The 24,860-nt window shown below is 65.5% G+C and carries 25 protein-coding genes; 11 read left to right on the forward strand and 14 right to left on the reverse strand.

The annotated features are described in order from the left end of the window. Nucleotides 1-132: 132 nt before the first annotated feature. Nucleotides 133-735, reverse strand: a complete 603-nt coding sequence (locus MUH00_RS18580) for a sulfite oxidase-like oxidoreductase (RefSeq protein WP_247001173.1) — start codon at nt 733-735, stop codon at nt 133-135. 129 nt (nt 736-864) lie between these two features. Here MUH00_RS18580 and MUH00_RS18585 point away from each other — a divergent pair, with 129 nt between their 5' ends. Continuing rightward, entirely contained in the window at nt 865-1,119 is a 255-nt protein-coding gene (locus MUH00_RS18585; protein WP_247001175.1) for a DUF8075 family protein, read from the forward strand. 25 nt (nt 1,120-1,144) lie between these two features. Here MUH00_RS18585 and MUH00_RS18590 read toward each other — a convergent pair whose 3' ends face one another. Both MUH00_RS18590 and MUH00_RS18595 read right to left on the reverse strand, forming a co-directional pair. After that, a complete protein-coding gene (locus tag MUH00_RS18590; protein WP_247001176.1) occupies nt 1,145-1,597 on the reverse strand; it encodes a DUF7992 family protein in 453 nt (150 codons plus the stop codon). A 524-nt stretch (nt 1,598-2,121) separates the two neighbouring features. Beyond that, on the reverse strand, nt 2,122-3,495 hold the full coding sequence (locus tag MUH00_RS18595) for a winged helix-turn-helix transcriptional regulator (protein ID WP_247001177.1): 1,374 nt from the start codon (nt 3,493-3,495) through the stop codon (nt 2,122-2,124). Between the two features lie 139 nt (nt 3,496-3,634). On the opposite strand from MUH00_RS18595, the gene mutS reads away from it, so the two are divergent. Beyond that, the gene (gene mutS, locus MUH00_RS18600) at nt 3,635-6,379 is read left to right on the forward strand and encodes a DNA mismatch repair protein MutS (RefSeq protein WP_247001178.1); all 2,745 of its coding nucleotides are present in this window, start codon (nt 3,635-3,637) and stop codon (nt 6,377-6,379) included. Nucleotides 6,380-6,400: 21 nt separating this feature from the next. On the opposite strand, the gene MUH00_RS18605 is transcribed toward mutS, so the two are convergent. Further along, nucleotides 6,401-6,799 carry a DoxX family membrane protein gene (locus tag MUH00_RS18605; RefSeq protein ID WP_247004018.1) on the reverse strand — a complete coding sequence of 133 codons (399 nt, stop codon included), beginning with the start codon at nt 6,797-6,799 and terminating at the stop codon, nt 6,401-6,403. 376 nt (nt 6,800-7,175) lie between these two features. Here MUH00_RS18605 and MUH00_RS18610 point away from each other — a divergent pair, with 376 nt between their 5' ends. Next, complete coding sequence (locus tag MUH00_RS18610) at nt 7,176-7,628, forward strand: YbhB/YbcL family Raf kinase inhibitor-like protein (RefSeq protein WP_425603026.1); 453 nt, start codon at nt 7,176-7,178, stop codon at nt 7,626-7,628. A 99-nt stretch (nt 7,629-7,727) separates the two neighbouring features. On the opposite strand, the gene MUH00_RS18615 is transcribed toward MUH00_RS18610, so the two are convergent. Together MUH00_RS18615 and nucS are read right to left on the reverse strand one after the other, a co-directional pair. Then, on the reverse strand, nt 7,728-8,780 hold the full coding sequence (locus tag MUH00_RS18615; RefSeq protein WP_247001179.1) for a polysaccharide lyase family protein: 1,053 nt from the start codon (nt 8,778-8,780) through the stop codon (nt 7,728-7,730). A 186-nt stretch (nt 8,781-8,966) separates the two neighbouring features. Then, the gene (gene nucS, locus MUH00_RS18620) at nt 8,967-9,707 is read right to left on the reverse strand and encodes an endonuclease NucS (protein WP_247001180.1); all 741 of its coding nucleotides are present in this window, start codon (nt 9,705-9,707) and stop codon (nt 8,967-8,969) included. A 115-nt stretch (nt 9,708-9,822) separates the two neighbouring features. Here nucS and MUH00_RS18625 point away from each other — a divergent pair, with 115 nt between their 5' ends. Next, complete coding sequence (locus MUH00_RS18625; protein ID WP_247001181.1) at nt 9,823-10,413, forward strand: hypothetical protein; 591 nt, start codon at nt 9,823-9,825, stop codon at nt 10,411-10,413. Nucleotides 10,414-10,425: 12 nt separating this feature from the next. Here MUH00_RS18625 and MUH00_RS18630 read toward each other — a convergent pair whose 3' ends face one another. Next, nucleotides 10,426-10,908: a DUF7984 family protein gene (locus MUH00_RS18630; protein WP_247001183.1), complete on the reverse strand. Its 483-nt coding sequence runs from the start codon at nt 10,906-10,908 to the stop codon at nt 10,426-10,428. Nucleotides 10,909-11,208: 300 nt separating this feature from the next. On the opposite strand from MUH00_RS18630, the gene MUH00_RS18635 reads away from it, so the two are divergent. The 5 genes from MUH00_RS18635 to MUH00_RS18655 all read left to right on the forward strand — a co-directional run bounded on the left by MUH00_RS18635 (nt 11,209) and on the right by MUH00_RS18655 (nt 16,089). After that, nucleotides 11,209-13,143 (forward strand): beta-CASP ribonuclease aCPSF1, encoded by a 1,935-nt coding sequence (locus MUH00_RS18635; protein WP_247001185.1) that lies wholly within the window; start codon nt 11,209-11,211, stop codon nt 13,141-13,143. A gap of 161 nt (nt 13,144-13,304) precedes the next feature. After that, nucleotides 13,305-13,904 (forward strand): ATPase domain-containing protein, encoded by a 600-nt coding sequence (locus MUH00_RS18640; RefSeq protein ID WP_247001187.1) that lies wholly within the window; start codon nt 13,305-13,307, stop codon nt 13,902-13,904. 13 nt (nt 13,905-13,917) lie between these two features. Continuing rightward, nucleotides 13,918-14,109 (forward strand): hypothetical protein, encoded by a 192-nt coding sequence (locus MUH00_RS18645; RefSeq protein ID WP_247001189.1) that lies wholly within the window; start codon nt 13,918-13,920, stop codon nt 14,107-14,109. Further along, nucleotides 14,102-15,715 (forward strand): histidine kinase dimerization/phospho-acceptor domain-containing protein, encoded by a 1,614-nt coding sequence (locus MUH00_RS18650; protein WP_247001191.1) that lies wholly within the window; start codon nt 14,102-14,104, stop codon nt 15,713-15,715. The genes MUH00_RS18645 and MUH00_RS18650 overlap by 8 nt, the downstream gene beginning before the upstream one ends. Continuing rightward, nucleotides 15,712-16,089 carry a response regulator transcription factor gene (locus MUH00_RS18655; protein ID WP_247001193.1) on the forward strand — a complete coding sequence of 126 codons (378 nt, stop codon included), beginning with the start codon at nt 15,712-15,714 and terminating at the stop codon, nt 16,087-16,089. Before MUH00_RS18650 ends, MUH00_RS18655 begins: the two co-directional genes overlap by 4 nt. 10 nt (nt 16,090-16,099) lie before the next feature. Here MUH00_RS18655 and MUH00_RS18660 read toward each other — a convergent pair whose 3' ends face one another. The 4 genes from MUH00_RS18660 to MUH00_RS18675 all read right to left on the reverse strand — a co-directional run bounded on the left by MUH00_RS18660 (nt 16,100) and on the right by MUH00_RS18675 (nt 20,046). Further along, nucleotides 16,100-16,912, reverse strand: coding sequence for an endonuclease III domain-containing protein (locus MUH00_RS18660; protein WP_247001195.1), 813 nt, complete (start codon nt 16,910-16,912; stop codon nt 16,100-16,102). 66 nt (nt 16,913-16,978) lie between these two features. Next, the gene (locus MUH00_RS18665) at nt 16,979-17,398 is read right to left on the reverse strand and encodes a DUF371 domain-containing protein (RefSeq protein WP_247001197.1); all 420 of its coding nucleotides are present in this window, start codon (nt 17,396-17,398) and stop codon (nt 16,979-16,981) included. Nucleotides 17,399-17,481: 83 nt separating this feature from the next. Then, the gene (locus tag MUH00_RS18670) at nt 17,482-18,915 is read right to left on the reverse strand and encodes a sodium:solute symporter family protein (RefSeq protein ID WP_247001199.1); all 1,434 of its coding nucleotides are present in this window, start codon (nt 18,913-18,915) and stop codon (nt 17,482-17,484) included. A 120-nt stretch (nt 18,916-19,035) separates the two neighbouring features. Then, entirely contained in the window at nt 19,036-20,046 is a 1,011-nt protein-coding gene (locus MUH00_RS18675) for an NrpR regulatory domain-containing protein (RefSeq protein ID WP_247001201.1), read from the reverse strand. An 86-nt stretch (nt 20,047-20,132) separates the two neighbouring features. On the opposite strand from MUH00_RS18675, the gene MUH00_RS18680 reads away from it, so the two are divergent. Then, nucleotides 20,133-21,443, forward strand: a complete 1,311-nt coding sequence (locus tag MUH00_RS18680; protein WP_247001202.1) for an aspartate aminotransferase family protein — start codon at nt 20,133-20,135, stop codon at nt 21,441-21,443. After that, nucleotides 21,440-22,447, forward strand: a complete 1,008-nt coding sequence (gene speB / locus MUH00_RS18685; protein ID WP_247001204.1) for an agmatinase — start codon at nt 21,440-21,442, stop codon at nt 22,445-22,447. The genes MUH00_RS18680 and speB overlap by 4 nt, the downstream gene beginning before the upstream one ends. Nucleotides 22,448-22,692: 245 nt before the next feature. On the opposite strand, the gene MUH00_RS18690 is transcribed toward speB, so the two are convergent. The 3 genes from MUH00_RS18690 to MUH00_RS18695 all read right to left on the reverse strand — a co-directional run bounded on the left by MUH00_RS18690 (nt 22,693) and on the right by MUH00_RS18695 (nt 24,801). Beyond that, the gene (locus MUH00_RS18690; RefSeq protein ID WP_247001206.1) at nt 22,693-24,036 is read right to left on the reverse strand and encodes an alkaline phosphatase family protein; all 1,344 of its coding nucleotides are present in this window, start codon (nt 24,034-24,036) and stop codon (nt 22,693-22,695) included. A 180-nt stretch (nt 24,037-24,216) separates the two neighbouring features. Then, the gene (locus MUH00_RS22910; protein ID WP_256464799.1) at nt 24,217-24,342 is read right to left on the reverse strand and encodes a hypothetical protein; all 126 of its coding nucleotides are present in this window, start codon (nt 24,340-24,342) and stop codon (nt 24,217-24,219) included. Nucleotides 24,343-24,501: 159 nt separating this feature from the next. Further along, nucleotides 24,502-24,801, reverse strand: coding sequence for an ATP-grasp domain-containing protein (locus MUH00_RS18695; protein ID WP_247001208.1), 300 nt, complete (start codon nt 24,799-24,801; stop codon nt 24,502-24,504). Nucleotides 24,802-24,860 lie beyond the last annotated feature (59 nt).

A 24,860-nucleotide genomic window follows, 5' to 3' on the forward strand; every position in this document is an offset into this window, starting at 1 on the left:
CGCTCACTATCGCGGATCGTTCCCGGTCGTCCCGGGCGGACAGTCGCAACTGCGCCCCGACCGCGACGTCGAAGGCGCCGATCGGCGGCGTGCGCCCGATTTCGGATCGCGCTCCACACCATCGCCCGGAGTTCACAGCGTGCTGTATCGTTCTTCGTTCCACGGGTTTGCGGTGTTCGAGTAGCCGCGTTTCTCCCAGTAACCCCGCTTCGGTTCGGCGAGGAATTCGACGCGCGTGACCCACTTGGCGCCTTTGTAAGCGTAGAGCTGCGGCGTCACGACGCGAAGCGGGCCGCCGTGTTCCGACGGGAGCGGTTGTCCCTCGAGTTCGAGCGCGAACAGCACTTCGTCGCGCTGGCACTCGTCCAGCGGGAGATTCGTCGTGTATCCATCCAGGGCGTGAAACAGAACGTGTTCGGCGTCATCGAGGACGGCGGCTCGCTTGGCGATCGTCGGGAAGGTCACACCGGTAAACTTGGTATCGAACCGGCTCCAGCCGGTCACGCAGTGGAAATCCTGGCGTTGCGTTTCCCGGGGGAGATCGTTGAATTCGTCCCACGAATACGACAGCTCGTTTTCGACGGCACCGGTAACGGTGAACTCCCACGCGTCCACGTCCCACGAGGGCGTTCCGCTCTTCGAGAGCACCGGGAAGCGTTCGGTTCGGCGCTGCCCGGGCGGTAGCCGCTCGTCGCCGAACTCCTCGTAAATGGAGGTGGCGTCCCTGTCTACCATACCACGTTCCAGTCGGAGCAGCCACAAGAATCTGGGCCCGACGATCGTCAGCACCCCGTGCGCGTTCGAGAACGTACCCGCAGGGAGAGGTATTTTTTCGCCGGCACCCGTCGGTAGCTGTGAGTTACCATGCCACGCATTCACTTCGAGATGGCAGACTCGACCGAACGAACGCAGATCGGAGAAGGGCTCGTCCGGTTCGCGGTGCAGGCCGGACGATTAGAGACGGGAGAGAACGAGGGAAAGTATTACTTGAACCACGCCGACGGTTGTGGCGCCGACGGAAAACGGATCAAACCGGGCGACGGGTTCTTTTTCGACACGGAAACGGGAGCTATTCTCTGCGAAGAACACGGAAAAGCCCGACGTGAAAACGACGCGTGAATTCTCCGTCCCGAACACTCTCGGATCAATAATCGCTAAAGAACCCGAATTCCTCCCCGCTACGGTGGATGTAATCCGTTTCCAGTACTTCGCTGACGGTCCGCCCGAGCTCGTCTAGCTCCTCTTCGATTCCCTGGCGTTCGCCCCGCTCAAGCGCGCTATCCGGTGCAGGAAAATCGTCGGGGACGGCGGGCGTTCGGTACCCGACGTCTCCCGCGGCAACGTTCCAGTAAAAATCGAATCCGTCGATCAACCCCTGCTCGCGCACGAGGCGGAACTCGTCTTCCGTCATGTACGTGTGATCTCGCCATTCGTCGAACCCCGCCTCCCAGGCCCCGTCCTGCAGGAACGCGGCCAGTGCCTCGCGAGGGGCGGTACTGTCTACTCGTTCGTCCGGTCCGACGACGGCGTCGTACTCTGTCGCATCCTGTGGTTCCTCGAGCGTCGGCGGGTCGGGAATTTCGACATCGAGTGTCATGGGTTACAGTTCGATCAGTAGCAGCTTGGAAGTTTCGTCACCGTCTAATTGAGGCTCCCAAATTGTCTTCATACTCTCAATAAGAATTCGATTATTTTGATGAATGTTTTGAGAAGTCGATTTCGAGGACGCGATCGTCACTCCCAGTGTTTCGAAGCGAAGCGTCTCCGATCAGTCCGTCCGGGAGGATTCGAGAAACGCTTCGAGATCCGATTGGATGTGTTCGGCGACGCGCTCGCGGGACCGTTCGTTCGGTATCGAAGGCCGGCGGATTGGACTTCTTCATCGAGTTCCTCCACGGGAATCCCCACGAGCGACAGGAAGTAGCTTTTCGCTACCGAACGCGAGTGTCACTCGGTCGGACCGGTGCTCGCGGACCGCGGAAAACCGTTATGATCGAATTGGGGTGGCCGCTCTCGGCGCCGTACTAGCGACGAGACGCGTACGGATCGCCGAATCTGACAGTGTTCTCCGCGCGGCGAAGTCAGAGAACGGTCGCGGAGTTCGTTCGGAACGATCGACGCTCAGTCGTCGGCCGGCGCCGGCGACGAGGCCTCCCGATCGATCGATTCTTCCAGGGCCGCTTCGACCGTCGGTGCGAGTTCGTTCACGGTCGCGCGGCCGTCGCGCTCGCGGACGACGAGGCCGTCCTCGGCGAGCGACGAGAGGTGGTGCGAAATCGTACTCGGGTCCCGCCCGAGTTCGGTCGCGAGGCGGCCGTTGTGCGCCGGTCCGAGGTCGGCGAGCGCCTCGAGCACGTCCCGTTTGGCGGGTTCCGCGAGCGCGGCGTGCAGTTCGACGTCGACGGGCTCGTTCGACGACCGATCGGACGCCGCGGGATCGCCGGTGGCGTCGAGGTAGTACCGGCGCTTCCCGTTGACCTTGGCCGTCGTCACCATCCCTTCGTCCTCGAGCACCCGGACGTGGTGGCGCACCGTCGAGAGCGAGACCTCGCTCCGATCGCCGAGTTCGGAGAGGTAGCAGCCGGGTTCGGCCTCGATCGTCTCGTAGATGGCCCGACGGTGGCCGTTCTCGAGCGGATCGGAGTCGTCGTACCGGCTGTACTTGAAGACCGGGATCATCTCCCAGGGGAGGGCCGAGCCCGCGCGCCGGAGGTGTCGAAGCTGGCCCGCGATCGCCGACAGGGTTCCGCCGCCGGTGCTCGCGCCGGCGCCGGCACCGGCACCCGCGCCGCCCGCCGCAGCCGAGGCAGTCATCGCCCCGAGCAAGCCGACCAGGACTGCGTCCGCGGCCGCCGAGGCGTCCGTTCCAGCCGGTCCCGGCACACCGCCATCGCCGTCCGAGCGGTCGCGATCGGCGCCCTCGGCCGTCGAGCCGTTCTCCGGCCCCGTACTATTCTCGGCGTCCGAGTCGTCCGCACCCGCGCTCGTCGAGACGCCGGCCGCGAGCTCCGTGTCCGCCAGTCGCCCCTCCGCGGTCACGGTGACACCGGGCGCGAGCGGCGGCGGCCGGATGACGGTGGAGTCGGCGATCTCGGCGGCGCCGTCGATCGTCTCCTCGGTCTCGTCGCTCGCGTTCTCGAGCCCGTCGATCGTTCCCGTGACGTCGTCGATCGTCTCCGCTCCGGATCCGACCGAATCGCCGCGCTCGTCGACGCCGGCCCCCGTCTCGTCGACGTCGTTCGCCGCGTCTCCGACGCCGTCTGCAGTATCCTCGACGCCGTCTACGGCGTCCGTCGCGTTCCCGACCCGCTCGGTCGCGTCGTCGGGGTCGCCGTCCTCGTCCGAGGGCGATCCGTCGGCGAGCGAGGGCGCGAGCGCGCGCTCGTCGCCCGTCGCCGGCGAACCGGCCGCTACGAGGCCGACGGACCCGCCGAGTACGAGCAGAAACGCGGCCAGGCAGACGAGCAGTCGTCCGAACGACGAACCCGGTTTCATGGCGATCACGCCCGTTTTCGGCGCCGATCGTAATACGCTTTTTCAGTTTCGTGACTGTCCGGTGAGCCAACCGGTCGATCAGGGCCGAGGATGGGGCGATCCAGCAAGGTATTTCCCCGTTCGGCGGCGGGATTCGTGTATGGATCCGGCGCTTGGCCCGCCCGACGCGATGGCCGAGAAACGCGACGAGCTGACGCCGATGATGCGTCAGTACCACGACCTCTGTGCGCGCTACGACGACGCGCTCGTGCTCTTTCAGGTCGGCGACTTCTACGAGACCTTCTGCCAGGCCGCGGAACGGGCGGCGCGGATACTCGAGATCACGCTCACCAGCCGCGAGGACAGCACCGGCGAGTACCCGATGGCCGGCATCCCGATCGACAACGCGGAGTCGTACGTCGAGGAGCTGCTGGAAGCCGGCTACCGGGTCGCGATCGCGGATCAGGTCGAGGAACCGGGCGAGTCGCCGGGCGTGGTCGAGCGGGCGGTCACCCGCGTGATCACGCCGGGGACGCTCACGGAGGACGAGCTGCTCGCGGGCGACGACAACAACTTCGTCGCTGCGATCGCCCGAGACGGGGATCGCCTCGGTCTGGCCGTGCTCGACGTTTCGACCGGCGACTTCCTCGCGACGAGTTCGACCGCGAGCGAGTCGATCGCCGACGAGGTCAGCCGGTTCGACCCCTCGGAGGCGGTCGTCGGCCCGGACGCCCCCGTCGACCCCTTCCCCGAGAGGTGCATGGTGACGCCCTTCGACGCCCGGGCGTTCGATCGCGATCGGGCCGGAGAGAAGCTCTCGGCGTACTTCCGGAACCCGGACGCCCTGCTCGCGACGGACGCCGAGATTCGCGCCTGCGGGGCGTTGCTCGCGTACGCCGAGTACGTCCGGGGCGGCGAGCACGACGGAGAGCGCGGAGACGACGACGCGGACGACGAAGTCGAACCGCGCAGCGGCGTCGACGCCGCGCTCGATTCCGAGGCCGCTGAAACTCGGCTGGAGTACATCACGCAGCTCGCTCGTTACGACCCGCGCGAGTACCTCCTGCTCGACGCCGTCGCCCTCCGGAGCCTCGAACTGTTCGAGCCGCGAGCGGTCCGCGGTCGGGACGACGCCACGCTGGTCGGCGTGCTCGACGAGACCGCCAGCGCACTGGGCGGACGCAAACTCCGGGACTGGCTCCGCCGACCGCTGCTCGACCCCGATCGGATCGCGGCCCGCCACGACGCGGTCGCGGAACTCAAAGGCGCGGTTCAGAGGCGGGAACGACTCCACGATCGGCTGCGAACGGTCTACGACTTAGAGCGGCTGATCGGTCGCATCTCCCGCGAGCGGGCGAATGCGCGCGACCTGCGATCGTTGCGCGACACGCTCGTCGTGGTTCCCGAGATCCGAGATCTGCTCGAAGACGCGGAGTGCGATCGGCTGCGGGACCTCCACGGCAACCTCGACCCGCTCGCGGACGTCCGGGAACTGATCGACGACGCGATCGTCGCCGATCCACCGATCGAGATCACCGAGGGCGGCATCATCGCGGAGGGCTACGACGAGGATCTGGACGAGCTTCGCGGAACGGCCCGGGACGGTAAGCAGTGGATCGACGACCTGGAGGACGAGGAGCGACAGCGGACGGGGATCGACTCGCTGAAGGTCGGCTACAACTCGGTCCACGGCTACTACATCGAGGTAACCAACCCGAACCTCGATTCGGTGCCGGAGAACTACCAGCGCCGCCAGACGCTGAAGAACTCCGAGCGGTTCGTCACGCCGGAACTCAAGGAGCGCGAGGATCTGATCGTGGGCGCGGAAGAGCGCGCCGACCGCCGCGAGTACGAACTCTTTTGCGACGTCCGTCGGACCGTCGCCGACGAGGTCGAACGCGTCCAGGGACTCGCCGACGCGCTCGCGACCCTCGACGCGCTGGTCTCGCTCGCGACCGTCGCGGCCCAGTACGACTACTGTCGGCCCGAGCTGCTCGATCGGGACGCCCGCGACGGCCTGGCGATCGACGTCGAGGGCGGCCGCCACCCGGTCGTCGAGCGCACCCAGGAGTCGTTCGTCCCCAACGACGCCCGCCTGACACCCGGTCGACGCCTCGCCGTGATCACGGGGCCGAACATGTCGGGAAAGTCGACGTACATGCGACAGGTGGCTCAGATCGTCCTGCTCGCGCAGGTGGGCAGTTTCGTCCCCGCCCGATCGGCCCGGCTGACGCCGGTCGATCGGATCTTCACGCGCGTCGGGGCGAGCGACGACATCGCGGGCGGCCGATCGACGTTCATGGTCGAGATGGACGAGCTCGCGACCATCCTGCGGGAGGCCGACGAGCGCTCGCTGGTCCTGCTCGACGAAGTCGGTCGGGGCACCTCGACCGCGGACGGCCTCGCGATCGCGCAGGCGATCACCGAGCACCTCCACGACGAGGTCGGCGCGACGACGCTGTTCGCGACCCACCACCACCCGCTGACCGAACTCGCCGACGACCTCGCGGCCGCGTTCGCACTCCACTTCGAGGTCGAGCAGGAGGACGGCGAGGTCGTCTTCCACCACGAGATCGCTCCCGGGGCGGCGACGGGGTCCTACGGCGTCGAGGTCGCGACCGCCGCCGGCGTTCCGGAGTCGGTGGTCGATCGGTCGCGGGAACTGGTCGCCGAGGCGGCCGCGGACGCAATCGACGAGGGCGACGAGGCCGAGGCCGATCGCGATCCGATCGAACGGGAACCGGATGTCTCCGCGACCGACGCCGACACGGCAGCGCCGACGACCGATGGCGGAGACAATCCGACCGACGTCGCCACCGAACTCCGCGCCCTCGACCTGGCGCACCTCACTCCGGTCGAGGCGCTGACGGAACTCGATCGGCTGAAACGGCTGCTCGACGAGTAACGGCGCCGGTTCGTCGGACGGTCAGTCGTTCCGCCGGCCGAACTTCAGGAACGCGATCGCGGCGCCGAGCAGGGCGGTGTTCTTCAGGAAGTGGATAACCTCCTGCTGTTGCTGTTCGGGATCCTCGACGTTCCAGAAGTCGTGCATCACCGGCGTGATGCTCGCCAGGAAGCCGACGGTCGCCGCGGCCGCCGCCGATGGGGCGCGCCACAGGGCCAGTCCCAACCCGCCGAACAGGAGGCCACCGCTGGTCGCGGGGACGGTGAACTCCGGAGCGGGCGCGTTCTTGGCTTCGGCGTAGCCGATCCGCTCGTCGAGGTTTCGCAGGTTGTCGAGCGCGTTGAGTGCAAGCACGCCGCCGAACAGGGCGCGACCGATGCGGAACAGCGGCGTCTCGACGAACACGGGCTCGTTCTCGATCGGCGCGGGCTCGGATTCAGATTCGGACGCGGTTCCCGGAATGCGCACGGCGAATCCTGCCGACTCGTCGGATCGCACGCTTTCGTCGGCATCTCGTCGTTCGGACGTGAACTGTGATAGAATACTCACGAGCGACGGTCGCGCCGCGAACGAGTTAGGTTGCGTCGTGGCAAGAGCATGGACCCCGACGGACGCGTCGAGTCGAAGACCGATCGCAGCCGATCGCCTCGGTCGCGGACCGCTCTGCGAAAGGCAATCCGAAGCCACCGCGAGTGGCACTGGTCGGCGCAGGCGATCCCGACGCCTGCAACATTATTCCCGACCGCCATCGAAGGTCCGCATGCGGTGCGGAACGACCCAGGAGGTGCAACCCATAATGGAACTCGAACTCACGAGCAATGCGTTCGACCACGGCGAACGGATACCCGACCGACACGGCTACGAAAAGGACAACGTCAACCCGCCGCTGTCGATCGAGAACGTTCCGGACGGCGCGGAATCGCTGGCGCTGATCGTGGACGACCCGGACGCCGTCGATCCGGCGGGCAAGGTGTGGGACCACTGGATCGTCTGGAACATGTCGCCGGACACGACGACGATCCCCGAAGACTGGGACCCCGACGACGTAGCGGAGGGAACCAACGACTTCGGCGAACCGGGTTACGGCGGTCCCAATCCGCCGGACAGGGAGCACACCTACCGGTTCCGGCTCTACGCGCTGGATACGACCCTCGATCTCGATTCGGACGCGGACGCCGACGATCTCGAGTCGGCGATGGACGGCCACGTCATAGGTGAGGCCCGTTACGAAGGGACGTATCCGGCCTGATCCCGTCGCACCGAGCGAGGCCGGCGTCAGTCGGCGATCGACCGCGGTCTCCGGCTGCCCGACCGATCGGGGGCCGATCTGTGGCTCATCCGGCGTCAGTCAGCCGATGAGAGCGGTTAGCCAGTCCGGAAGATCGACCCCGTCCGGCAGTTCGATCCCGCCCGGGCGGTCGATCTCTGTCGGCGGTTTCGGATCCGCCGGCTCCGTCGGTTCGCCCTCGAACGTCCCGTTCTGTACGATCGAGTGCGAATCGTAGTAGACGGAGAGGGGTTGCGGTGCCACGTACCGACCGCCGTAGTGTCCGGCGGGGCCGGTCGTGTCGATGGCGTTGGTTTCGAGATCCTTCGTGAACCGGAAGTCTCCGCGATCGTAGACGAGTTCGCCGTCGAGCCAGTACCGAACGACGCCGTCGGAGATCGCCTCGCCGTCGTCGACCGAATTCACGCGCACGTAGTACTCCAATTCGTACCACTGTCCGGGGACGATTTCGGGCGCCCGAACCGCGTACTCCTCGCCGTCGACGAGATAGTCGTGGTCCTGGGGCTTGTCTATATGGTAGGTGTTCGAGAGAAGGTGGAAGGGGCCGTCCGAACTCGCCCCCTCGGTGGTGACGTACAGCCGGTTACTCCAGCCGTTCGTCCCGTCGGGGACGTCGCCGCCGGCGCTCCCCTCGCCGAGCCCCATCGCGCAGTTCCAGAGTCGGCAGTTCGCGACGTCTCGGCCGTCCATCGCCCAGTCCGAGTCGAGCGCGAAGTGGACTCGTCCGGACAGTTCCAGCAATCCGTCGTCGAGATCGTAGTGCGTGCTCGCGCCCCAGTGGTCCCCCTCTCGAATCCGGATCTGAAGGGCGGTATCTCCGGTGTACGTCGGGTCGGAAACGAACGAGACGTTGTCCGAATCGCCGTTCGACAGCCAGTACACGTCGTCCCACCGCTCGTAGTCGTCGTAATCGAGGCGGGTCACTTCCCGCTGTCCGTCGTCCGTCTGAGTCGCCGCCGAGACGCGATCGACGGTCGGCCCGATCGAGCCGACCAGTCCGCCCGCGCAAGCGATACCCCCGGCACGAAGCACCCGTCGTCGCGTCGTCTCGTTGTTGGTCGTCGACGCCGCTGCGTCGTTCGCACCCGTCCGATCGGAATGAATCCCGGTCATGCGGATTTCTGCATCCCGTTTCGAGGTAATAGTATTGGGTACGATACCAAAACGTATCCCGTGTGTTCGCTCTCGGTTTCGAACTGCTACCCGTCGAACGTCGTTCGTTTCGGAGTCACTACCCGGTTTCACCAACCGAAACGGTTGCGCGGCTGAAACGATCGAGGCGGAGTCCCAGTTCGACGGTCACGCCGTCGGCTCGAGCGAGACGAACTCGAGCCCGTGTTCGGCCAGCAGCCGATCGGCCCGGTCGGTCACCGACGGAGCGACGAGGATGCCGCGAACGGCGGCGTCGGCGTGGAGGTCGCGATCGAGCGCGTCGACGTACCGCCGGAGTTGGCCCACCGCGTCGGGGCCCACCCGGCGACGCTTGAGTTCGACGACAACCGCTCGACCCGCGGCGTCCTCGCCGTAGATATCCACGGCGCCCGCGGGCGTGTCGCGCTCGGTCGCAAGCGGGGTGAACTCGGGTTCCAGGAGGTCGGGCTCGTCGAGGATGCGCTGGCGGAGGTCCTCCTCGGTTCCCTGGAGCGCGAGTTCGGTCGTGTCGGTTCCCGAGAACGCCGAGACCTGTAGGACCCCCTCGAACTCCACGCGAAGCGATTCGGCCGGCGTCGATCGCTGGCTCTCCAGGACGAGCGTCCCGTCCTCGCAGAAGACCGCGTGTTCGCACCCCGGCGGCTGCCAGTTGACCGGCTGCTGGCCCTCGTGGGTGTGAACCAGCGCCGCGCCGTCGGGTTTGAACATGACGTGTCGATCGCCCGCGTCGAGCCGGCTCGACGCGCGCCCGTCGTAGTCGACCGTACAGCGGCCGAAGACCGTCACGAGCGCTTCGCGCTCGAAGCCGTCGGCGATCGCCTCGCGAGCGGCCTCGAGACTCGGCTGTTCGAGGGTGATCGCCCGCGAGGAGTGGATACCGGCCGTCACTGCACCGAGGTAGTCCGTCGCCGAATAAAAGGTGCCCGGACCACTCCCGAGCGCGGATCGGACGACACCGTATCAAAAAGACTATACTCGTAGACCAGGGCGTTCGGGCACCTACATGACCAGTGACCACCACCGTCGCCGGTTCCTCCAGCTCGCCGGCACGGGCGCCGCAGCGTCGATCGCCGGCTGTAGCCGGCTTCGCCCCGCGAGCGACGATTCTGACGCCTCGAACGAGTCGGACGACGGGAACGGCACCGTGCTCGACGTGGGCGAGGAACCGGCGATCAATCCCGAGGACGGGATTACGGCGATCGTCCAGCCGCCCCAAGAAGAACTCGCGACGATCGAGCAGGAGGTGATGGCCGAGGTCGAGGAGGGGAAACTCGACCGGCAGGAAGCCCAGAAGGAGATGATCGACCGCCAGCGAAAACTGGTCTCGGAACGGTCGGTGGCGTTCGAATCCAAGGTGGCGGGCGACGACGACCTCTCGATCGAGGCGGGGATCGCCGAACGGGGTGCTTTCCTGCTCGACGGCTCGGACAAACGACTGCTCGATACGCTCCGGAACGGAGAGGCGGACGGTCTGATCCCCGGCGCCGAGTACGCGAAAATTCTGCAGGCGCGCAGTCAGCCCGCTTCCGGGCCGGGGCAATCCGATTCGAACGACAACGAATCGGCGAATGGCTCCGAGTCGGCAGACGGCTGAAGCTGCCGCGGCTTACTCGACGCCGAACGGGCTCTCGCGGTCCGTCCAGTTCCAGCCGGGGAGCCGTTCCTGGAAGCCGGCTGCGAGCGCCGCCTCCAGATCGTCGACGCCCGCGTTATCGTCGTCTCCGCCGTGGACCCGAAGGTCCGCGTAGTGGAAAGTGGCTTCGCCGAGGGTCCGCAGCGGCTGCGCGCCGGCGATCGTCGCGGCGAGTTCACGTCCGAGCAGTTCGTCGACGACGAAGCCGGGGTAGTCGCCCTCGACGTCGAGGTCGCGGAGGAGGGCGACCAGCGCCGCGACGTTGACCGCCAGATCACCGTCGGCGAAGACGGCGTCGACCTCCGCTATATACTGCGCTTCGGTGACCGGCGACACGTCGGTGTCGAAGACGTCGCCGAGGTCGGCGCGCACGTCGTTGATGAGCGGAACGACGCTCTCGGATCGGTCTGCGACCCAATTTCGCTCGGCGGCGACGCGTTCGGGCGTGAGTTCCATACCCTCCCAACGTGTCGGGGGGTCCTGGTTTTTGCGAAGGCTTTTATACCACGCAAAGAATAGCGTCGGGTAAGCGGGTTCTCCCTGGAATCTTCCCGCACGAACCAGGACAACCGACCTGGGAGCGTGTTCGTCACGCACGAATACCGACACGATGATCCGGGACACGAGACGACGTTCGAATGACATCCCCGTGCGGGGATGCCGTTTCGTCGTCTCCGTTCGTCCCCGATCGATCGCGTCCGACCGGCGGACGCGGACTCCCCGTCGGCGAGTTCACGCAAGCCACAATCGGCGATTATGAGTACTGTAGAGCAGCAACTCGACGATCTGAAAGCAGAGATCACGAGCGAGTTACCGAGCGATATCTCGGTCTCCTCGGTGAAATACGAAGGCCCCGAACTGGTCGTCTACACACGGGACCCGAAGAAATTCGCCCGCCAGGGCGACCTCATCCGAAAGCTCGCGAGCAAGCTTCGCAAGCGGATCACCGTCCGTCCCGACCCGAGCGTCCTCTCGCGGCCGGAGGAAGCGCGCGAAGAGATCATGAACGTTATCCCGGAGGAGGCGGGCGTCACCGACCTCGACTTCCACGCCGACACCGGTGAAGTCGTCATCGAGGCCGAAAAGCCCGGCATGGTCATCGGCCGCCACGGCTCCACGCTCCGCGATATCACCAAGAACGTCGGCTGGACGCCCGAAGTCGTCCGCACGCCGCCGATCGAGTCCTCCACCGTCTCCAACGTCCGGAGCTTCCTCAAACAGGAGCGCGACGATCGCCGCGACATCCTCGAACGCGTGGGTCGCCAGATCCACCGCGAGGAGATGTCCGACGACGAGTACGTCCGCATCACCACACTCGGCTGCTGTCGCGAGGTCGGTCGCGCCTCCTTTATCCTCTCGACGCCGGAGACGCGCATTCTCATCGACTGTGGCGACAAGCCCGGCGCAGAAGGCGAGGTGCCGTACCTCCACGCACCCGAGGCGTTCGGCGCCGGTCCGCAGACGATCGACGCGGTGGTCCTCACCCACGCCCACCTCGACCACTCCGCGCTGATCCCGCTCCTGTTCAAGTACGGCTACGACGGCCCGATCTACTGTACCGAACCCACGCGGGACCTGATGGGACTGCTGACGCTCGACTACCTCGACGTCGCCGCCAAGGAGGGTCGGGCGCCGCCGTACGAGAGCGAGCAGGTTCGCGAGGCGATCAAACACTGCATCCCGCTGGAATACGGCGACGTCACGGACATCGCGCCGGACGTCAAACTCACCTTCCACAACGCGGGCCACATCCTGGGCTCGGCGGTCTCGCACTTCCACATCGGCGACGGCCTCTACAACGTCGCGTTCTCCGGCGACATCCACTACGAGGATACCCGCCTGTTCAACGGCGCGGTCAACGACTTCCCGCGCGTCGAGACGCTCGTCCTCGAGTCGACCTACGGCGGTCGCAACGACTACCAGACCGATCAGGAGGACTCCGAGCGCAACTTAAAGCAGATCATCAGCGACACCTACGATAAGGGCGGCAAGGTCCTCATCCCCGCGTTCGCAGTCGGGCGCTCCCAGGAGATCATGCTCGTCCTGGAGGAGGCGATGCGCAAGGGCGAGATCCCCTCGATGCCGGTCCACTTAGACGGGATGATCTGGGAGGCGACCGCGATCCACACGACCTACCCCGAGTACCTCCGGGACGACCTCCGCGATCGGATCTTCCACGAGGACGAGAACCCGTTTCTCGCCGAGGAGTTCAACCACATCGACGGCGGCGAGGAGGAGCGACAGGACGTCGCCGACGGCGAGCCCTGCATCATCCTCTCGACGTCTGGTATGGTCACCGGCGGTCCGATCATGTCCTGGCTCTCCCACATCGGCCCCGACCCGGACTCGACGCTGGTCTTCGTCGGCTACCAGGCCCAGGGCACCCTCGGTCGGCGCATCCAGACCGGCTGGGACGAGATCCCGACCAGCGAAGTCGGCGCCATGGGCAGCGGCGGCGGTCGCGGCACCCTCTCGCTGAACGTCGACGTCGAGACGGTCGACGGCTTCTCCGGCCACGCCGATCGGGCCGGCCTCGAGAACTTCGTCCGGACGATGAACCCCCGACCGGAGAAGGTGCTCTGCGTCCACGGCGACGAACGCTCCACGCAGGACCTCTCCTCGGCGCTCTACCACGAGTTCAACATGCGAACCTTCGCGCCGAAGAACCTCGAGACGTTCAGATTCCTGTAGTTCGGGCCGCTCTCGTTCGGTGCGCCATCGCGATTCGATCACATCGACCGTGCCCTCGCTTCGACGACGACCGGGACGCTGGTAGGGTATCTCTCCGATCGGGTACACTGGGACGGCCGTCGGCTTAAGTAACTGGCTGTGTTGTAAGATACCGATAGGCAATGGTGCCAGAAGATTCCGTCCAGTACGGCAACTCGGGGACGCCCGACCTCGATGACGCGCTCTACGGAGGGTTCATCCGGGGGCAGATCGCGACTGTCAGCGGCGGGTCAGGCACCGGGAAGACGATCCTCCTGTTGCAGTTGCTGGCGGCGAGCAGCGGGCTGTGTATCGGTTTCGAAGAACGGGACGCGGACCGTCTCCGAAACGCGTCACTCGCCGTCGACCTCTCGAGCGTCTCGGTGCTCGATCTCAGCGCCGGGAGCGATCGGTTCTTCAGCGAAGACGCGAACAGCGTCGTCCCCCCCGAATGGGCCGAAGCGCTCGCCCGTATCCTCAACGAGCTCGCGACTCGCGTCAGGCAAGCGGTCGGGGGCCGAGACGTCGAACTAGTGATGACCACCGAACAGTTCACCGTGAGCGCTCAACACATCAGTTATCCTGCCGACAAGATTGTCCCCTTGCGGTGCCTCGGATCGAATGGTGAAATCGAGAAGGCGATCGCCGAGGACGGACCCGAAGTCGGTGACCGGTTGACCGACTACGAAGGCGTGCTCACGGGAGCACCTACCGGATCGACGACTGTTACGATTGACCAATAACCACGAGTAACCGATGATGGAGGACCTCGAACTCGAAGCGTTCCGGGTAGCGTTCTGCGTTAGCCAGCGGCGAAACTGCGGTCTGCCGGCGGATGCGCTCGCGGACTACGAGATCGTCGACGCCGAGAACGCGATCCCAGCCGAAACCGATCTCTGCACCCTCGACGAGCGGGTACCGGAACGGGAAGGTGGGTTACGTGACTGACAATTCCAACGAATCGCGGGAGCGAACCGACGATCCGGAAGCCGGCATTGAGGACCTCCTCCAGGGACTCCTCGTGGACAACGAGGCGACACGCCGGCTCGAACAGCTCTATGGGGTCGCGGAGCGTATCGTCGACTTACCGACGGAAACCGACGTGTACGATCACGCGATCGCCGGCGCATACGGCCTTTTCGACGTTCGGTACGCGATCATCGCCATTCCGCGAGGCGATCAGTGGATGACGGTCACGAGTACGCGTTCCGATCCCGACGATTGGGCCCGTCAGCTTCCGATCACGGCCCCCAAGATCGACGCGGTGACCGATCGACACGAGACGGTCCTGATCGAGGACGCCGCGTCGGCGATCGACGCCGAGGTGCCGTTCGAGGGCGGGCAGGCGCTGTGCTCGCCGATCGGTGACGGGAAGATGGTACAGCTCGTGACGGACAGCGACGAGTTCGACGCGGAGGACGTCCACTACGCCAGGCTCCTGGGATGGATCATCGAGGCCCGTCTCGAGCAGCTCGCGTTGAACAACGAGGTCGAGTCGATGGAGCGCCAGCTCACCACGTTCGCCAACTTCCAACGGGAGGTGTTCGAGCAGACCTCCCACGAACTTCGGACGCCGCTGACGGCCATCCTCGGCTACATGGAGTTGCTGACCGACGAGGTGGTCGGTCCGCTATCCGACGAGCAAAAGGAGTTCACGACGCTCGTTCTCCGAAAGGCAACCGAACTGGATGCCGCGGTCGAGACGATGACGTCGTCGTTCGACACCCGGCTCGCGAACATCCGCGCCGGACGCGCCGCGGATTCCGATCCGGATGCGGCCGCCGTCTCGGAGGTCGGCGACGGGCCGTTCGCCGTTCTGTCCCTCGATCCGGAGATCAGGACGCTGCTCGGCGAACAGCTCGACGATCTCGGCTACGATGCCGCGATCGTCGACGATCCGGCGGACGCTCGGGAAGCCGTCCGAGACGACCCTTCGACGACGATCGTCGCCGAGGTGTTCGCGTCGGACGAGACCTGCATCGACGCGGCGGAGACGATCGCTCGGGAGGAGGGGAACGAAGAGACGGGAGTTCTCGCGATGTCGATCGTGCGCGACGAAACGACCGACATGCCGCAACTCGGCGTGTCCGCGTTGCTCCCGGGGCGCGAAGAGCTGCTCAGCGAAGCGATACAGACGATCCTGGGCGTCGGGACCGAAGACGAGATACGAATCGTCGTCCTCGACGCGACCGATGCCGACGAAGCGCTCGCCGACGGTCCGCCGGGGTGGATGGCGACGACCGTCACCGATCTCGACGACGTGGAGACGACGGTACAGGAGGAGACGTTCGATCTCGCGGTCGCTCGGGTCGACGGGCGAACCGATCGGGAGAAAGCGGCCGTTCGGACGCTTCGCGAGCGGCGACGCGGTCGACGTCTTCCGGTCGTCCTCGTCGATCGGCGGCTGGAAACGGGCAGCGTCCGCTACACGCTCGGCGGGAAGCTGTTCATCCAGCGTCCCCTCCACATCGCGGGCCTCACATCGATGCTCGTCTCGCCGCCACAGGACGACGAAGCGACCGGCGATGACGCGTCCAGATCTTCCGAGCAATGACCCGAACGGTTCTCATCGCGGAGGACAACGCGGACGTTCGGTACCTGCTTCAGTACAAACTTCAGGCGAACGGTTACGACGTCGTCGAGGTGGAAGACGGGCGAGCGTGTCTCGACTATCTTCGGGAGGCGTCGGCGCTGCCGGCGGCGGTGATTCTCGACATCATGATGCCGCGGGTCAGCGGGCTCGAGGTACTCGATCGGATCCGGGATGACGAGTCGCTCTCGTCGTTGCCGGTGCTGTTGCTCACCTCGAAATCCAGCGAGGAAGACGTCGTTCGCGGACTCGAACAGGGGGCGTCGGACTACCTCACGAAACCGTTCAGCGCGGACGAGGTCCTCACCCGGATCGAGCGAATCATCGAGTCACCGTAATCCGCCGCCCTCACTCGATCGTCTCGGCGGGATCGACGACCTCGCCGGCGTCGGGGTAGACCCCGACTTGGTCGCACAGATCGGCCATCGGACAGGCTTCCGGATCGTCCAGGCAGGCCGGTTTGCGCGCGGTGCAGTATTCGCGACCGAACTGGATCGTGGCGGTGTGCCCGAAGCCGCACTTCGCAGCCGGTACGTCCCGCTCGAGGACGGCGCGAACCGCCTCGTGGTCGGCGTCCGGCGGGGCGATCCCCAATCGGCGGTAGATCCGGTGGACGTGCGTGTCGACGGGGAAAACGCCGCCGCGGCCGCCCGCGAACAGCAGGACGCAGTCGGCGGTTTTCGGACCGACGCCGCGAACTTCGAGCAGGGTCCGGCGAACCGTCTCCGGATCTTCGTCCTTGACGAACGCGTCGAATTCGGCCGCGGAGCCGAGCTCCTCCAGCACCCACTCGGCGGTTGCGATGAGAATCTCGGACTTCTGGTTGTACAGACCGGCTGAACTGATCGTCTCCGCGAGTTCCGACTGCTCGGCGGCGGCGATCGACGCGGCGAGATCCACCTCCGAAACGTCGTATCGTGCGATCAGGGCGTCGTGGGCCGGCTGGCTCGCCTTGTCGCTCGTGTTCTGGCTCAGGATCGTCCGCACGAGACAGGTGAACGCGTCCTGCCCGCCGTAGGTCTTTTGCCAGTAGAGTTCGCCCAGCCGATCGACGACCGCCTCCGCGCGGGTGTCCGCGGTCGCCGGATCGAACTCGGCGGCGATCCCGCCGCCGTCCGCACCCCCGCTGATGTTGACCGCAGGCTCCGGATCGTCGCTCATACGCTCGACGTCGTAGCCCGGACGCCAAAACGACGGCGGATCCGGTCGGTCGATCGCGCCGAGTCCTCAGTCGACGGTGATCGTCACCGTCGCCTCGGCGCCGTCGGCCAGCGCGTCGACGAGATCCCGATCGAACCCTTCGGCCGCGAACTCGGCGCCGTTTACGATCGTCCGGTCGTCCACGTAGTCGCTCGTTCGGCCCACCGCGCTGCGCTCGCTGGTGAACTCCAAGTCGGGATTCCCGCGACCGGTCACGCTGTCGCTGTAGCCGTCGGCGTCGATCGTGACGGTGATCGTCGCCTCCCGGTCCTGACAGGCGTCGACGAAGTCGGGATCGAAATCGGCCGGCGCGCGATCGGCCTCGATCGCGAGGATGCAGTCCCCCGCGGACGTGAGATAGTCGTCGGTCGTCACCTCGAACGTGCTCGCGTGCTCGGCGCGAACGTTCTCGTGACCGCGAGCGCGAATGACTTCCTCGAGTGGCATAGCGATATCCGGGTGAAGCGGTCGCGTCCGGAAAACGGGACCGAATTCGGGCGCAACTGACGCGCGAGTGGTCTTCGATCCGGTCACTCGGGATGCTTCGACTCCTCGCCGGACTCGAGCCACTGGTCGGTATCGCTGCGAGAGGGCGTTGCAGTGACCAAGCTCACGGTCACGAACACGACGAGGCTCGTCGCCAGGCCGACGACGATCGGTCGATCCGAACCGAAGCCGTAGAGAATCATACTCGCGACGACGACGGCGTTACTGACCACGATCGACGAGAGCGCGCCCTGCCAGGTCGCGCGCTTCCAGAAGAAGGCGCCGAGGATCGGAACGAAGATGGCACCGACCAGCAGGTTGTACGCGAGCGTGAGCGCGGCGATGACGTCGCCGATCCAGACCGCAGTCGCGGTCGCTCCCGCGCCGAGAACGAGGATCAGGAGTCGCGAGATCTGCGTGGACCGGTTGTCGGACGCATCGGGATTGATGAACCGACGGTACACGTCGTTCGTGAACAGCGTGCTCGAAGCCAGCAGCGCCGAGTCGGCCGTCGACATCATCGCCGAAATGAAGCCGGCGAGGATCAGTCCGGAGAGTCCGACGGGAACGATCTCGAGAACCATCATCGGCAGCGCCATATCGGGATTCTCGAGCGCGGGAAAGAGGACGAGCGCAATCATCCCGAGGACCGCGGTCGCGATACCGTAGACGACCGCGTAGACGCCGGTCGCGATATTGCCGATCCGGGCGGTCTCCGGACTGTCGGCCGTGAACACGCGCTGCCAGATGTCCTGTCCGATCATGATCCCCAGACAGTACAACAGGAAGTAACTCACGACCGTGCTCAGCCCGATGCCCGTCGGACTGAAATACGAGGGATCGAGTTCCGCGCCGAGTCCCGAGACGCCGCCGACTTCCATGAGGCCGAGTGGAAGCGCGAGCAGGAAGACGCCGACGGTCATGATGATCCACTGAACGAAGTCGGTAATCGTCACGGAGAGCATACCGCCCATCGACGTGTAGAGGACGACGATCGTGCCCGCGGCGACGATCATCGTCGTTATATCGACGCCGAACAGCGCGTTGAGGGTCGTCCCGATAGCGATGATTTGCGTGATCGCAATCGCGAGCGCGTAGACGCCGGCGATCGCCGCGCCGACGGTACCGGAATACTTGTCGAACCGCCGTTCGAGGACGTCACCGATCGTGTACGCCTCGAGGTTGGCGAGGTCCGTCGAGATGAGAAAGCCGATCGCTGCGACCCCGAGGCCGAGCCATACGACGAGCCACGCGCCGGAAATCCCATGGTCGTACCCGAGTCCGCCGCCGCCGATCGTGGACGCGCCGCCGAGGATGATGGCCGACATCACCGGCACGTACATCCACAGCGGGATGTTTCGTCCCGCGACGAAGTAATCCTCGAGTGATTCCGAGCGTTGATACCCCCAGTAGCCGACGCCGACCATCGCCAGAAAGTATAGGGCGACGATCGAACCATCAATGAGTGTATTTACCATGGAAACATCATGCCACCTAATGATATATAAGCTCTTCGTCGATTGACGCAGATGACGGGCTCGCGGGGCGACGTCGATCCGCGGTGCGTACGACAAGATGGTTCAAACGGCTACCGGGCGTCACTCCTCGACGACCGCGATCGCGGCGGATTCGAACTCGCTGCGGGGAACGAGACCGGACAGCGTCTCGAACGACGCGGCGATCCCTTCTTCGACGAGCAGCGAGAGCGCGATTTCGCCGGCGCCGTACGTGAGCGAGGCGAAGTCCCACGTGGGTTTTTCGAGCGGGAACGGACCACTCTCGCGGGGCCGACGCAGGTCGAGGATGCCGCCGAGGCGGTCGCGCATCGTCTCGGACAGATCGCGCGTTTCCTCGTACCGGACCAGCGGCACCTCGCGATTGTCGACGACGAGCAGGGCGGGATCGGTTCCCTCGATGAGTCGAGTCGCGCTCGTCCTGCGGGCCTCCAAGAGGAGAGTGACGATGTCCATCGTCGACCGTTCGCCGCTAATGGCGTCCGTGTACCGAACGATCGCACCCTCGTCATCGGCCGGGTCCGTCGAAACGGCGTCCGAATCCGGATCGAGACGGTATTCCGCGAGCGCAGCGGTCTCGAGATCGGCTCTGATCCCTCGAGAGAGCAAGACGCCGTCGAGCGTGAGACTCGAGGGGACGAGCAGACGCCAGTCGTCTCCGGCGCGTTCGGTCGCGACCGGGACCGGACCGATCGGCGTGTCGGCCAGTGCGGACAGCGCCTCGAGCCCCGCGTCCGCGTCGGCCTCGGAGACCGTCACGGCGGAGGCGATTACTTCGCCGATGTCCTCGAACGGATCGTATGTGACCTGACTCGTCAGGGTCGCGATCCGGGCGCGCACCCGTTCGCGTCGGCCGTGGATGTCCCCGCGGTCGAGTTCGGCTCGACCGGCGTCGGTCAATCGTCGTCCTTTCCCGGGCACTTTCTCCGTGAGTCCGCGGTCGTCGAGTTCGGAGAGAGCGAGCCGGACCGTACGGCCCTTGATCGAATAGCCGCGCCGTTGCATACAGTCGACGAGTCGGATACTGCCGATCGGCTCGTATTCGTCGATGAGCCGCAGCAGATCGTACGAGCGGCGATCGAGGGATTCGGCCATCGATAGCTACTGTCCGTTCCCGAGAAATAAACGTACCTCACATTTTTACCCCTGCAGTCGAAAAGGGGTGGCAATACATTACCACCATGTCCGATCACACGAACGAGACTATCGAACGGCAGTACGAGGAGTATCTCCCCCCGATCTGGAAGAACTTGAACGTCCCCATTCGGCGAGCGTCGGGGGTGACCGTGGAGGATTTCGACGGAAACGAGTATCTCGACGCGTTTTCAGGGATTTCCGTGACCAACGTCGGACACAACAACGAGGCGGTGGTCGACGCGGCGAAAACGCAACTCGAGGAGTTCGTCCACGGCTGTTCGTACGTCCACCCGAACGCGCCCGTCGCCGACCTCGCCGAGAGACTCGCCGGCGAAACGCCTGGCGATCTCAAGAAGACGTTCTTCTGTAACTCCGGAACGGAAGCCGTCGAGGGGGCGATCAAACTCGCGCGGAAGTACACCGGCAGCAAGGAGGTAATCTCCCTCGAGATGGGGTTCCACGGTCGAACTCTCGGTAGTCTCGCCCTGACCGGAAACAGGGCCTACAAGAACGGAATGACGCCGACTATCAACGACGTTTCGCACGTCGAACCGCCCTACGGCTATCGGTGCCCATCCTGCGACGGCGATATCTGCTCGGTCGACTGCGCCGAGAACGTCGAGCGCGTCATCGGAACTCACACCGCGGGCGACCTCGCCGCGATCGTCGTCGAACCCGTAATGGGCGAGGGCGGAATCGTCGTCCCGCCGACGGGCTGGCTCGAGCGCGTCCGGGAGATCGCCCACGAGCACGACGCGCTGTTGATCGCCGACGAGGTACAGACCGGATACGGTCGGACCGGCGAGCTCTGGGCCGTCGACCACTTCGACGTCGTCCCCGATATCATCACGCAGGCGAAAGGAATCGCGAACGGACTGCCACTCGGAGCGTTTACGGCCCGTGAAGAGGTCGCTGACGCCTTCGAGTCCGGAGACCACCTCTCGACGTTCGGCGGCAATCCCGTCGCCTGTGCGGCTGCGATGGCGACGATCGACGAACTCCACGACGGGATCATCGATAATGCGCGCGAACAGGGCGCGTGGCTCGGGGACGAACTCGCGGCGCTGGAATCCGAGTTCGACGTCGTCGGCGACGCACGCGGACTCGGTCTGATGCGCGGTCTCGAGATCGTCGATCCGGCGATGGACGGACCCCGCGGGGTCGCACCGGAACCCGACTCGAAACTCGCGAAACGCGTCGCGGACCGCCTCCGAGACGACGGCGTCGTCGTCGGCGTCGGTGGATACTACTCGAACGTCCTCCGGCTCCAGCCGCCGCTGTCGATCGAACGGTCGCAGCTCGAGCGGGTCGTCGTGGGAGTTCGATCGGCTCTCGAAACGGAGGTGGATCGATGAGCGACCGATCGCGGGCCGCGGCGTTTCGCGAGCGGACGCGGGGCGCGGACGCCGAACTGGCGTACGCCGGCTACAATACGTTCCTGAAGGGCGAGCCCGGGAGCGTCGACGACCTCGATGACGCCGACGTGGCCGTGCTGGGGGCGCCGTACGACGGCGCCGTGAGCAACCGTCCGGGAGCACGGTACGGTCCCGAGGCGATCCGACGGGCCAGCGCGTGGTGGGCGTACCTCTCGGGTTACAAAGGTGGCCTGACGAACATGGATACCGGCCGACAGGTCGACTTCTCTCGGTTCTCCGTCACCGACTGCGGCGACGTACCGGTCTTCCCGATGGATCGCGAGACGACCGCCGAGAGCATCACGGCACACGTCGCGACGGTCGCCGAACAGGCGTTTCCGGTGTTGCTGGGCGGAGACCACTACTGCACGTACCCCTCCTTCAGGGGGTTCGCGGAGGGCAGCGACGCGGACCGCGTCGGGCTCGTTCAGATTGACGCCCACACCGACACAGTCAGCGAGAGCTCCGTCTTTGGGGAACACTTCCACGCCACGCCGACTCATCACATCGCCGACTCGGAGTACGTGGACTACGACCACGTCAGCCACGTCGGCATCCGGGGTTACGAGAGCCCGGCGTTCTTCAAGTTCGCGGAGGAGAGTGGACTGAACCTCTACACGATGGCCGACGTCCGCGAACGCGGGATTCGATCGGTCGTGACGGACGCGATCGACGCCGCCGGCGCCGACGCCGACGCCGTCTACGTGACCTTCGATATCGACGCGGTCGATCCGGCCGCCGCGCCCGGAACGGGAACGCCGGTCCCAGGCGGACTGTCCGCCCGCGAAGCGCTCACCGTCATGGACGTCCTCGGGGCGCGCGACATCGTCGGTGCGGTCGACCTGATGGAGGTTGCCCCCACCTACGATCCGACAGAGGGAACCCAGCGGTTGGCGGCGTACCTCCTCGTCCGGTTCCTCGAACAGAAGTTTGCCGGGACGTAACGCCCGGTTTGATCGAACTCATCCGTTCCCGTCCGAACGGGAATTCCGATCGGTACGGTTCCCCGCACGGAACTCGCGGACTGCGACACCGAGTGGCGTCTCGATGACGATCCCTCGGACACTTCGTACGCCGATCGATGGTCAGGAAGAAACCCGGTATCGGTAGTCGAGGAACGCGACCAGGATGGGTCGCGGTTCGTGACTCTCAAGAACGGACTGAAACGGACCGACGGCGGCTCGAGATCCTACACCAGGCTGGCACCGTCGAACTCGCCGCGGCCGTACTCGACGTCCATCAGGTCGAGGATCGTCGGCGTGACGTCGAAGAGGTCGGCGTCGCCGATCGTCGCGTCGGGGTCGTCGATGTACAGGGCGGTATCGTCGAAGCTGTGCATCCCGTTTCGCGGGCCGGTGTCGAAGACCTCCGAGTCGGCCTTAAAGCCGGACTTGAGGTCGAAACCCTTGTTCGGGATGGCGACGAGGTCGGGGGCGATCTCGTCGTGGTCGCCGCGGAAGGCGTCCTCCTTCTCGACGACGCGATCGACGACCTTGGTGCCATCGGGGCCTTCGAGGGCCTCGAGTTCGGCCTTGAGTTCGTCCCGGACGGCGTCGTACTCGTCCTCGGGGACGGAGCCGCGCGGTTCGCGACCCTCGAGGTTGATGTAGAAGCGGCCGGGGATGAACGAGTAGGCCTTCGTCTCGTCGGCGATATCGTCCAGTTCCTCGGGGTCGTCGGTCCGGAAGGAGAGCCACCCCTCCTCGCGGAGCCACTCGTTGAAGTGGACCTCGTAGTCGAGGCTGGTGAAGCCGTGATCGGAGGCGACGATCATGGTGACGTCCTCCGGGAGCGCGTCGCGCAGTCGGCCGATGTACTCGTCGACCTTCCGGTAGAAGTCGATGAACTCGTCCTCGTACGCGCCGTTGCGCTCGTAGTCCTTGAAGAGGAAGTGGTTGACCCGATCGGTCGTCATGAAGACGCCGAAGAAGAGGTCCCAGTCGTCCTCTTCGATGTAGTGGTTGAACGCCTCGAACCGGGCGTCGAGCGTGGCGTGGGCGTCCTCGATGAACTCGGACCTGTCCTCCTGATGGCCGAGTTTCGGGTTGACGTCGATCCGGTAGTCGAGCGTCTCGAGGTAGTCGCGGACGTCGTCGGGGTAGGCCGCCTTGTCGAGTCCGGGAGAGAGAAAGCCCGAGACCATCCGCTGGACGTTGCGCTGTGGCGGGAACGTGACGGGAACGTTCATGACGGTCGCCCGGCGACCGGCCTCCTGGACGCGGTCCCAGACCCGATCGGCCTGGACCTCTCGTCCCATCGGGACGTAGGTGTCGTAGGTGCCGACTTCTCGGTCCTGAAAGCCGTAGACGCCCGTCTCGCCAGGGTTCGTTCCGGTCGTCAGCGAGGGCCAGCAGGCGCTCGACTCCGGCGGCACGATGCTCGAAATCTCGCTCGCCGTGCCCTCGTCGGCGATCGCCGCGAAATTGGGAAAGAGTTCCTCGTTCTCCGAGAGGAGACTGTACGGCACTCCGTCTACACCGATAAACGCGACCCGGGGATCGCTATCGCCCCGCAATCGGTCGAACAGACCCATGGAAGATCGTAGTCCGACCGCATACAAGAAGGTTCGTTTCGAGACACTGTTTTCGAGAACCGTTGACAGCTTTTCGGGGACGCCGTACCTCCCGGCAACCGCGCCACAATCACCGTCGACGGATCGCCGAGAGTAGCGCGTACGGTTCGGGAACCAGCCGTCGTTTGCTGTCCCTGTTCACTACTCGCGGTCGTTCTCGTCCGGATCGAAGTTGGTCGGAACGACCGTCGGATGGTTCAGTCCGACACCGGGGTCGTCGACGTCGCGGGACGGGGAATCACGGGCGGACGGGTTGGTTGCTGCCATACACGATCGTGTACGTCACGGAACCCAATAAAATTACTCATGCTCATAATGCATGAGTCGCACCGGCGGGGATAACTCCCGTGAATCCGATTTCGGACGCCGCGCGCCCTCGTCACGATCCATCGCCCGACCGGCCGGTAGCGATCCGCTGTACCGGTCTCAGTTCCACGGCGCTTCGGGAAAATCAACCTGGCGCTCCCGTCGGTCGATGTCGTCGAGCGCGCGGTGGAACCCGTCCGGGTTCGCGTGATAGTCCCAGCACGACCTGACGAGGACGGCGTCGTAGCGCGACCAGCCGTTCGGACCCTCCGTTCCGGCCGGGCCTTCCGTCCAGACGACGGGGTCCGTTCGAACCCTGCGCTCCGCTAACGCGTCGGCCAGGGCGCGACCGTCTTCCGTGAGCGTCGGCGCGCGCTTGCCAGTGAGGATGGCGAGGCGGGCGCCGTCGATGGTCGTCATCACCCGCCACTGAACGGGGAGACGACTAAAGGGCTCCCTGAACCGCGTTACTGTAGAAA

Source organism: Halosolutus gelatinilyticus (genome assembly GCF_023028105.1).
Lineage (GTDB): Archaea > Halobacteriota > Halobacteria > Halobacteriales > Natrialbaceae > Halosolutus > Halosolutus gelatinilyticus.

Excerpts from the sequence above, each read along its gene's own strand:
- MUH00_RS18625 (WP_247001181.1), top strand. The coding sequence starts at position 9,823 with ATGACCAGTGACCACCACCGTCGCCGGTTCCTCCAGCTCGCCGGCACG.
- MUH00_RS18660 (WP_247001195.1), bottom strand. The coding sequence starts at position 16,912 with ATGAGCGACGATCCGGAGCCTGCGGTCAACATCAGCGGGGGTGCGGAC.
- MUH00_RS18665 (WP_247001197.1), bottom strand. The coding sequence starts at position 17,398 with ATGCCACTCGAGGAAGTCATTCGCGCTCGCGGTCACGAGAACGTTCGC.
- MUH00_RS18580 (WP_247001173.1), bottom strand. The coding sequence starts at position 735 with ATGGTAGACAGGGACGCCACCTCCATTTACGAGGAGTTCGGCGACGAG.
- MUH00_RS18645 (WP_247001189.1), top strand. The coding sequence starts at position 13,918 with ATGATGGAGGACCTCGAACTCGAAGCGTTCCGGGTAGCGTTCTGCGTT.
- mutS (WP_247001178.1), top strand. The coding sequence starts at position 3,635 with ATGGATCCGGCGCTTGGCCCGCCCGACGCGATGGCCGAGAAACGCGAC.
- MUH00_RS18630 (WP_247001183.1), bottom strand. The coding sequence starts at position 10,908 with ATGGAACTCACGCCCGAACGCGTCGCCGCCGAGCGAAATTGGGTCGCA.
- MUH00_RS18675 (WP_247001201.1), bottom strand. The coding sequence starts at position 20,046 with ATGGCCGAATCCCTCGATCGCCGCTCGTACGATCTGCTGCGGCTCATC.
- MUH00_RS18670 (WP_247001199.1), bottom strand. The coding sequence starts at position 18,915 with ATGGTAAATACACTCATTGATGGTTCGATCGTCGCCCTATACTTTCTG.
- MUH00_RS18695 (WP_247001208.1), bottom strand. The coding sequence starts at position 24,801 with ATGACGACCATCGACGGCGCCCGCCTCGCCATCCTCACTGGCAAGCGC.
- MUH00_RS18585 (WP_247001175.1), top strand. The coding sequence starts at position 865 with ATGCCACGCATTCACTTCGAGATGGCAGACTCGACCGAACGAACGCAG.
- MUH00_RS18640 (WP_247001187.1), top strand. The coding sequence starts at position 13,305 with ATGGTGCCAGAAGATTCCGTCCAGTACGGCAACTCGGGGACGCCCGAC.
- MUH00_RS18610 (WP_425603026.1), top strand. The coding sequence starts at position 7,176 with ATGGAACTCGAACTCACGAGCAATGCGTTCGACCACGGCGAACGGATA.
- MUH00_RS18680 (WP_247001202.1), top strand. The coding sequence starts at position 20,133 with ATGTCCGATCACACGAACGAGACTATCGAACGGCAGTACGAGGAGTAT.
- MUH00_RS18615 (WP_247001179.1), bottom strand. The coding sequence starts at position 8,780 with ATGACCGGGATTCATTCCGATCGGACGGGTGCGAACGACGCAGCGGCG.
- speB (WP_247001204.1), top strand. The coding sequence starts at position 21,440 with ATGAGCGACCGATCGCGGGCCGCGGCGTTTCGCGAGCGGACGCGGGGC.
- MUH00_RS18590 (WP_247001176.1), bottom strand. The coding sequence starts at position 1,597 with ATGACACTCGATGTCGAAATTCCCGACCCGCCGACGCTCGAGGAACCA.
- MUH00_RS18655 (WP_247001193.1), top strand. The coding sequence starts at position 15,712 with ATGACCCGAACGGTTCTCATCGCGGAGGACAACGCGGACGTTCGGTAC.
- MUH00_RS22910 (WP_256464799.1), bottom strand. The coding sequence starts at position 24,342 with ATGGCAGCAACCAACCCGTCCGCCCGTGATTCCCCGTCCCGCGACGTC.
- MUH00_RS18595 (WP_247001177.1), bottom strand. The coding sequence starts at position 3,495 with ATGAAACCGGGTTCGTCGTTCGGACGACTGCTCGTCTGCCTGGCCGCG.
- MUH00_RS18635 (WP_247001185.1), top strand. The coding sequence starts at position 11,209 with ATGAGTACTGTAGAGCAGCAACTCGACGATCTGAAAGCAGAGATCACG.
- MUH00_RS18690 (WP_247001206.1), bottom strand. The coding sequence starts at position 24,036 with ATGGGTCTGTTCGACCGATTGCGGGGCGATAGCGATCCCCGGGTCGCG.